Raw genomic sequence first — 8099 nt, 5'->3', positions numbered from 1 at the left:
GTGACCTCCCGTGTCCGGTCATGCCGCGATCCGCGGGTACGCGGCTGGAAACGACGACGACGCGGTCTCGGCAAGCAGGAACTCGGCCAGGTCGGCCCGGGAGATCCGCGACCACAGCCGGATCGGCAGATCGGTACTCGTCCGGTAACGGCCCGAGTGGGCGCCGTCGGTCAGCGTCGGGGGACGCACGATCGTCCAGTCCAGCCCGGATGACTCGACGACGGCCTCCATCCGCTCCTTGTCGAGCATCTTCTCCTTCAGCGCCGCCCACAGCGCCAGCGAGTACAGCGATCGGTCGTGGGTCTCGCGCGCCCCGTGCGCGCTGACCACGACCAACCGGCGGACCCCACTGCGCTGCATCGATCCGGTGATCGCGACCAGGCCGTCGGTGCACACGCTGACCGGGCCCTTGCCGTTGGTGCCCAGCGCGCTGATCACCGCGTCCTGCCCGTGCACTGCCGCGTCGAGCAGCTCGGACCGGTCGAACCCGGCCGTCACCACCCGCACCCCCGCGGCCCGCGACCTCTCGGCCAACCGGGCCGGGTCTCGCGCCACCACCGTGACCTCGTGGCCGCCGGCCACGGCCTGCTCCACCACGTGGGACCCGGTGCCACCCGTGGCCCCGAACACGACAACCTTCATGGTGTCCTCCTGCGACTCGACCCACCCTGACCGATGTGCGACAGTTTGTCGCGCAAGTTGCACTGTGGCAGGGTGAGGTTTGTGCGTCAACCTGTCGCAGAAATCGGTGATCGGCCGGACGGAGCGTCATGAGCAGGACCGACAGCGCCACCGAGGACCCCAGGCGTGCCCGCAGCCGCGAGGCGATGGTGGGTGCCGCGATGCGGCTGCTCGCCTCTGCCGGACCGGGCGCGGTCACCCCTGCCCGTGTGGCGGCCGAGGCGGGCGTGCACCGGGCCACGGCCTATCGGCTCTGGCCCGATGCCGACAAGCTGCTCGCCGAGGTCATGGCCGAGACCGAGCTGCCGTTCCTGCGCGACCCCGTCACGCCCGTTCGTGCCTGGCTGCGTGGCTGTCTGCGCGAGCTGGCCGACGACCTGGCCACCCCGCTGTCCCGCAGCACCACCACCACCCTCATGCAGACCGCCCTGCACGACGCGCGGGTCGCCACCCGGCGCGACGCCCTCACCGACACCTTGCGTGCCCGCATCGACGCGGCGCAGAACGTCGCCGTCGCCGAAGGCGAGCTCGTCGACCGTCAGGACCCCGACCACCTGGTCGCGATGCTCGTCGGTCCGCTGTTGTACCGAACGACCCTGGAAGCCGCGACGGTGGACGACACCTTGATCGACCACCTCATCGATCGCGCCTTCCCGTCGCCGTCGACAACTGGGCACAAGCGGTAGCTGAGCTGGGACTCGACCGAGCCAGCTTGCGCTGACTTCTCAACATCCTGGTGGGTGCCTACGTTCCGTCCTGTCCGGGTTCGGTCGAGCACTGCGTGCGTTCGGTGCTGGCATCCTGGAGCTGCTGACGAAGCGACTCCTGCCCGGCGTGGGCGGGCGCGGTGGCGCCCAGGAACTCCCGCAGGAGCGCGGTGAAGCGGTGCGGGTGCTCGGCGTGCGGGAAATGCCCCGACCCGTCGAAGACCTCAAGGCGGCTGCCCGGGATCAGGGTGTGCGCGGCGCGGGTGTGGGCGACCGGGATGACCGGGTCGCGGGAACCGCCGACCAGCAGCACCGGGACCCCGTCGAGCAGGTAGAGCCGATCGGTGCCGGCCAGGCGTTGCCCCGCCCCGTCCAGGGCGCCGCGCACGGTCTGCACGAACGCGGCGCGGGCGCCGCCGTCGCCGAAGGTGTTCAACGCCGCGGCCAGGCCGTCGAGGTCGGCACCGGAGAGCGCCGCCGACAGGCCCGGGGTAACGCGCGCGGCGCGGTAGGTCAGGCGCGCGGCCCAGCGCGGGGTGATGGCAGCGGCGACGTGTAGGACGGTGCCGGCTCCGGGCAGGGTGGCCGCACGCAGTGCGGGGGTGACTTCCGAGCCGAGACCACCGCTGGAGACCAGCACGACACGCTCGACGAGTTCGGGGAACTGGTAGGCGAACTGCATCGCCACCCCGCCGCCGAAGGAGTGCCCGACCACCGTGGCCCGGTCCAGGCCCAATATGAGCAGCAGGTCGCGCAGCTCGGCGGCGTAGGCACCCAGGGAGTAGTCTCCGCTGACCGGTTTAGCCGAGACGCCGTGCCCGAGCAGGTCCAGCGCGAGCACGTGGGCGTGGCGGCCCAGCTGCGGCAGCACCGTCTCCCACGTGCGGGAGCTGCTGGCCAGCCCGTGCAGGAACACCACCACCGGCCCACCGCTGTCGTCGCCGGCCTCGAGGAAACTCGTCGCCTGGCCGTGCAGTTCGATCTCGCGGCGGGTCACCGCCGCCGGCGGGCCCACCGAGGTGAGCCGGCCGGCGGAGGTGGCACGCCGGGTACTGCTGCGCCACCGACGCGTATACGGGGCGGATGTGGTCGCCATCGTCGTACCTCCACCACGGGTGGGTTCTCACCTGCCCGCGGGCTGTGCAGGTCAGGCCGTCGGGTTGGCTGCCTCGTAGAGACGCGCCATCCGGGCGGTGGTCGGCCAACGGACCTCGCGGGCCCAGCCGAGCTTCTCGAACGCCCAGATCACCCGGGCGGAGGGATCGATCTGGCCCGGCTCCGCGCCGTGGCGGGCGCAGGTGGGGTCGGCGTGGTGCAGGTTGTGCCAGGACTCGCCCATCGACAGGACGGCCAACGGCCAGAAGTTGGTGGCCTTGCTGCGGGCTTCGAACGGCCGCTCGCCGATCATGTGGCAGATCGAGTTGATCGACCAGGTCACGTGGTGCAGCACCGCGACCCGGACCAGTCCGGCCCAGAACAGTGCGGTGAGCGCGCCCCACCAGGACATGGTGATCAGGCCGCCGAGCAGTGCCGGCGCGGCCAGGCTCGCGACCGTCAGCAGCGGGAAGAGGCGGCTGATCCGTGCGATGTCGCGGTCGGAGAGCAGATCCGGCGTGAACCGGGCGGCGTTGGTCCGGTCCCGGTCGAACAACCAGCCCATGTGGGCGTGGAACAGGCCCTTGGCCAACGCAGCGACCCCGGTGCCGTAGAGCCACGGCGAATGCGGGTCGCCCTCCTTGTCGGCGAATGCGTGGTGGCGGCGGTGGTCGGCCACCCAGGTGATCACATCACCCTGCAGCGCCAGGCTGCCGGCGATCGCGAGCCCGTTGCGCAGGCCGCGCTTGGCCTTGAACGCACGGTGGGTGAAGTGGCGGTGGAACCCAACGGTGACGCCGAGCGCGGAGACCAGGTAGAAGCCGGCGGCGAGGCCGACGTCGAGCCAGGTCAGGCCCCAGCCCCAGGCAAGTGGCACGGCCGCGACCAGGGCGATCATCGGGATCAGGGTGAACGCGTAGACCAGTGCGGCCTCGAACGGCGGGCGGCGCCCGTCGAGAACGGGTTTCGCACCGCCGCGGGGCGCGGGTTCCTGTGTGGTGGCCGGGGTGGATGCGCCGGGGGGCGCGGTAGCAGTGGTCACGATCGGATGGGTCTCCTCGGATGTCAGAGTGGATGCAGGGCGTTGCGTTGCCGGTAATCGGTCGCCCCGATTTGTGGGCCTATGAGCGGGGTACCCGTGTGCCCGAACCCGGTACTCGCCATGGTGAGGCGACACACCACGGACTACCGGCGGGACTGCGGGCGGGTGCTGCCGCACCAGGCGTATCGGCCGGGGGCCTCAGCTGCGGCGCGGGTGCAGCGTGACCGTGTGGTCGAAGCGGGGTGGCGACGTCGTGGCGCCCGGAGCGACAATGCGCGGAGCCCCGCCTCCTCGTGAGGAAGCGGGGCTCCGATGCACAACGGGCAGCTCAGAGTGCGCGCACCCCGGTGGCCTGCGGGCCCTTCTGGCCCTGGCCGACCTCGAACTCGACGTGCTGACCCTCATCGAGGCTGCGGAACCCGCTGCCGTCGATCTCGGAGTAGTGCACGAACACGTCCGCGCCGCCGCCCTCGGGGGCGATGAAGCCGAAGCCCTTCTCGCCGTTGAACCATTTCACAGTTCCCTGTGTCATATTTCTGCTCCTCGCAGGTGGTGGGGCTTCTCCGCTGACTGCGGGGCCCGGCCGACCCAGATACCCGAGGCTCCCGGCGTCAGGACGACGCGGATACCTTCTCGGGCGTCTACTTGTTCCTGCGGGCGTGACGAACACGAACACCGAAACCGAACGACCTGACTCCTTCAACCACGGGTGAGGCTGGTTTGTTCCCGTGGGGAGCGGGACAACGCCACGAATGGCGACTGCCAGAGCGGCTCGCGCGTTCTCAGCAGCGAGTCGCCGCCTCCTGCCGACGGGCTCGACCGCCCGCCCGGAGGTGTGGGCGCGCACCCGGGTCGCCGACGGTGCCGACGAGCCCGTGCTCACGAACGACACACGCTGTCCTGGCAGCGGATGAGTGATCGCGATCGGGCGTTCGCTTTTCGGATCGCAGGCACGCGATCCGGCTCGTCACCGCGAAATCTGCTGCCTAGCGTGGCCCCACCTGAGCGAAGGAGCGAGATGGTCGTCGAGCATGCCTACATCACGGTCGTCGCCGGTCGAGAGGCCGACTTCGAGGCGGCGTACGCCAAGGCGGAGCCGGTCCTCGCCGGAGCGCCCGGCTGCCGCGGGACCGCCCTCTTCCGGGACGTCGAACACTCCGGCGGCTACCTGCTGCGGGTGACGTGGGAGCGGCTCGAGGACCACCTGGAGGTGTTCCCGACGAGCCCGGCCGGGCAGGAGTTCGCTGCCCAGATCGCGCACTTCTTCGCCGCCCCCCCCGGACGTCCGGCACTTCGCGGCCGACGCCGTCACCGCGTAGTCGGCCGCCGCCATGGACTTCACCGTCGACTCCGCCACCCCGGCCGTCTCCGCGAGCTTCGGGGCGACGCCCGACCCTCGGCTGCGCGAGCTCATGCAGATGCTCACCCGGCACCTGCACGACTTCGTCCGGGAGGCCTCCCCGTCGATCGAGGAGTGGAACTCGGCGATCGCGTTCCTCACCGAGGTCGGACACCGGTGCTCGGAGACCCGGCAGGAGTTCATCCTGCTCTCCGACGTACTCGGTGTCTCGATGCTCGTCGAGACGATCAACGGCCAGGACAGCGGTACCGAGAGCACCGTACTCGGGCCGTTCCACATGACCGAGTCGCCGCGGCGGACCCTCGGGGACTCCATCGACATGGTCGGGGGCGGCCACACCTGCGTGGTCACCGGTGAGGTGCGGAGCACCTCCGGGCGGCCACTGCCCGGAGCGACGGTCGACGTGTGGCAGTGCACCGAGGACGGTTTCTACGACGTCCAGCAGCCCGACGTCCAGCCGCCCGGCAACGGGCGAGGCCTGTTCACGACCGACGAGTACGGCCGGTACCGGTTCCGCACGGTCGTCCCGTCCCACTACCCGATCCCGACCGACGGGCCGGTGGGCCGCTTGCTCGACGCCACCGGCCGACACCCGTACCGGCCGGCACACGTGCACTTCCTCGTCTCCGCGGACGGCCACGAGGAGGTCACCACCCACGCGTTCGTCGCCGGCAGCGCCTACACCGACTCCGACGCGGTGTTCGCGGTCAAGAAGCAACTGCTCGTCGACTTCGCTCGCTGCGCCGATGCCGACCTGGCCGCCCGCCACGGCGTCGAGGCGCCCTTCGTGCTGGCCGAGTTCGACGTCGTACTGCAGGAACGCGCGTGAATCGAGGCGGCCTCAGCTCCGCAGGGTGCGAAGCGTCTCGGACGGTGCTTCCCCGAACCGGTCGCGGTAGGCCGACGCGAACCTGCCGAGGTGGGTGAACCCCCACCGCAGGGCGACGTCGGTCACCGAGCCCTCGCCTGCCACGAGGTCGTCGTGCACCCGTTCGAGCCGCACGAGCCGCAGGTAGGCCATCGGTGACATGCCCATCTGCTCCCGGAAGCCCTGCTGGAGCCGGCGCCCGCCGACGCCGGCGACCTGCGCCATGACGTGAAGCTCCCACTGGTTCTCGGGGGCCGCGTCGATGGCGTCGACGACGCGTTTGACCGTCCGCGACCGCGCCGGCGGGCCCTGTGCGTGGAGTGCGTCGAAGAAGTCGCTGGGTTGTGCGAGCAGCAGCGAGCTGATCACCATCCGTTCGATCCGCTCACGATGGGCCGCGGACTCGCGGACCAGGCTCTGCGGGCTGTCGAGCTCGGACAGCAGCAGCCGCACCACCGAGAGCCAGCTCTTCCCGGCCGGGGTCGTCAGGTCGAACCCGAGCGAGAACCGCACCCACGAGGAGACCGGTCGGCCGATCATGGTCTCCAGCTCGGACTCGAGCGAGCGACGGTTGATCTTGATGCAGAGCTGTCCGGCGTCGGCGCCCCACCGTGGGAGCAGAGTGTGCTCCCGGGGTGTGAAGACCGCCGCCACACCGGGCCGGGCGACGACGTGCTGCCCGCCGCACCGTGACTCGACGCTTCCTGACATCGCGACATTGACGTGGTACGCGCCCAAGGCGCCGGGATCGAGCGCCGTCTCGGTGCCGAACCGGACGAACCCCACTGTCAGATGGGTCAGGGTGGCGGCGCTGAGCCGTGACTCGGGGACCGGGTTCTCCGGGCCGGTCGGCTCCACCCGTGCCGGGTAGAAGACTCCGTTGAGGCTGTCGCGAAACGCGTCGAACCGCGAACCGCGGCACAACTCGTAGCCGCTCAGGACGCCGGGGGCCCGGGGCTCGTCCGGCAGTACCGTCTCACCCGCCACCGATCTGAAGCTAAGCGTGCCGGTAGGCACTGTCAACGACTCCGAGTTCGCCATCCGGACTGCCCCCGGCGGGAAGCGGCTGGTCGGCGCCCGGTCTCCGCCTAGCGTCTGCTCCACATTCGGCGTCGAACGGAGATCAGGCCATGACGGACATCCTCGATCGGTCACAGGCGACGGGCGCGGGAACCGAGCCGGACCACGACGTGATCGCTCGCGCCACCGCGCTGGTTCCGCTGATCCGCGAGCACGCGGTGAGGTCGTCGGAGGAGCGGCGAGTGGTGCCCGAGGTCATGACCGCGCTCGAGGAGGCGGGGCTTCTCAAGCTCTTCGTCCCGCGCCGACTCGGCGGTCTGGAGACCAACCTCCGCACGATGATGGAGTGCGTCGCCGAGGTGGGTCGGGGCGACGGTTCCACCGCGTGGGCGGTGGCACTGCTCAACGTGTGTACCTGGTTCTCCACCACGTTCTCCGACGAGGCCCAGGAGGACATGTTCTCCACGCCGAACGCGAAGGCGTGCGGCATCTTCTCGCCGCCGCTGAGGTCCGAGCGGGTCGACGGTGGCTACCTCGTCAGCGGTCGCTGGGCGTACTCCTCGGGCTCGTTCGCCGCCACCTGGGCGACTCTGGGTATCGGCGTCGACGAGGACGACCCCCGCGCGCTCGCGCTGATCCCCGCGAGCGCGTGGACGATCGAGCCGACGTGGTTCGTCGCAGGCATGAAGGGGTCCGGCAGCGACACGATCGTCATCGAGGACCACTTCGTGCCCGACCACCGCATCCAGCGGTTCACGGACATGGTCGACGGCGCCTTCCGCACCTCGCACAAGCCCGACGAGCAGAACGCGAACATGGCGTTCATCCCGGTCGCGGCGATCGTCCTGGTCGGTGCGCAGATCGGTCTTGCGCGCCACGCGATGGAACGCACGCTCGAGAAGCTGCCGCCGAAGAACGTCGCGTACACCTGCTACACGAACGCGCGCAACTCGCCGACCCACCAGGTGGGCGTCGCGGAGGCGGCGAGCCTGTTCGACCAGGCCGAGCTGCTGCTGCACCGGGCGTGCGAGGACGTCGACGGGGCCGCCGCCGGCGGTGTGCAGCTCGACCGGCTGACCAGGGCCCGCGTCCGCATGGACACCGGCAAGATCGGTGAGCTGGTCAAGGACGGTGTGGACAAGCTGATGACGGCGAACGGGGCGTCGTCGTTCGCCGACGCCAACGTGCTGAGCATGGTCTGGCGCGACTGCGAGATCGCGGGCCGGCACGCGCTGGTGATGCCGGACCTCGGCAAGGAGGCGTACGGACGGCTCCTGCTCGGCGCCGACGAGCCGCTCACCATCGACGTCTGACGGTCGTCATCGG

8 protein-coding genes and 1 pseudogene are annotated in these 8099 nt (G+C 70.6%); 4 read left to right on the top strand and 5 right to left on the bottom strand.

Translation table 11 applies throughout. From position 1 onward, the window contains the following. Positions 1-18: 18 nt before the first annotated feature. Complete coding sequence (locus I4I78_RS07740) at positions 19-642, bottom strand: NAD(P)-dependent oxidoreductase (RefSeq protein WP_218610532.1); 624 nt, start codon at positions 640-642, stop codon at positions 19-21. Positions 643-842: 200 nt separating this feature from the next. On the opposite strand from I4I78_RS07740, the gene I4I78_RS07735 reads away from it, so the two are divergent. After that, a complete protein-coding gene (locus I4I78_RS07735; RefSeq protein WP_255567088.1) occupies positions 843-1367 on the top strand; it encodes a TetR-like C-terminal domain-containing protein in 525 nt (174 codons plus the stop codon). 58 nt (positions 1368-1425) lie between these two features. Here the strand turns inward: I4I78_RS07735 and I4I78_RS07730 are convergent, their stop codons facing one another. The 3 genes from I4I78_RS07730 to I4I78_RS07720 form a co-directional block, all read right to left on the bottom strand. Further along, on the bottom strand, positions 1426-2484 hold the full coding sequence (locus I4I78_RS07730) for an alpha/beta fold hydrolase (RefSeq protein WP_218610530.1): 1059 nt from the start codon (positions 2482-2484) through the stop codon (positions 1426-1428). A 51-nt stretch (positions 2485-2535) separates the two neighbouring features. Next, positions 2536-3525, bottom strand: a complete 990-nt coding sequence (locus I4I78_RS07725) for a fatty acid desaturase (RefSeq protein WP_308251965.1) — start codon at positions 3523-3525, stop codon at positions 2536-2538. Between the two features lie 328 nt (positions 3526-3853). Next, the gene (locus tag I4I78_RS07720; protein WP_218610529.1) at positions 3854-4057 is read right to left on the bottom strand and encodes a cold-shock protein; all 204 of its coding nucleotides are present in this window, start codon (positions 4055-4057) and stop codon (positions 3854-3856) included. A 378-nt stretch (positions 4058-4435) separates the two neighbouring features. Between I4I78_RS07720 and I4I78_RS34200 the strand changes: the two are divergent. Both I4I78_RS34200 and I4I78_RS07710 read left to right on the top strand, forming a co-directional pair. Further along, positions 4436-4711, top strand: a pseudogene (locus I4I78_RS34200) (antibiotic biosynthesis monooxygenase); the annotation flags it as partial. Between the two features lie 145 nt (positions 4712-4856). Beyond that, the gene (locus I4I78_RS07710) at positions 4857-5714 is read left to right on the top strand and encodes a dioxygenase (RefSeq protein WP_218610528.1); all 858 of its coding nucleotides are present in this window, start codon (positions 4857-4859) and stop codon (positions 5712-5714) included. A gap of 12 nt (positions 5715-5726) precedes the next feature. Here I4I78_RS07710 and I4I78_RS07705 read toward each other — a convergent pair whose 3' ends face one another. Continuing rightward, positions 5727-6740, bottom strand: a complete 1014-nt coding sequence (locus I4I78_RS07705) for an AraC family transcriptional regulator (protein WP_218610527.1) — start codon at positions 6738-6740, stop codon at positions 5727-5729. Between the two features lie 143 nt (positions 6741-6883). Between I4I78_RS07705 and I4I78_RS07700 the strand changes: the two genes are divergently transcribed. Further along, positions 6884-8086, top strand: a complete 1203-nt coding sequence (locus I4I78_RS07700) for an acyl-CoA dehydrogenase family protein (RefSeq protein WP_218610526.1) — start codon at positions 6884-6886, stop codon at positions 8084-8086. Positions 8087-8099 lie beyond the last annotated feature (13 nt).

The organism is Pseudonocardia sp. KRD291, from assembly GCF_019263595.1.
Lineage (GTDB): Bacteria > Actinomycetota > Actinomycetes > Mycobacteriales > Pseudonocardiaceae > Pseudonocardia.
Note: the sequence above shows the minus strand (reverse complement) of the source record. Positions and strands in the feature narration are given on the sequence as shown.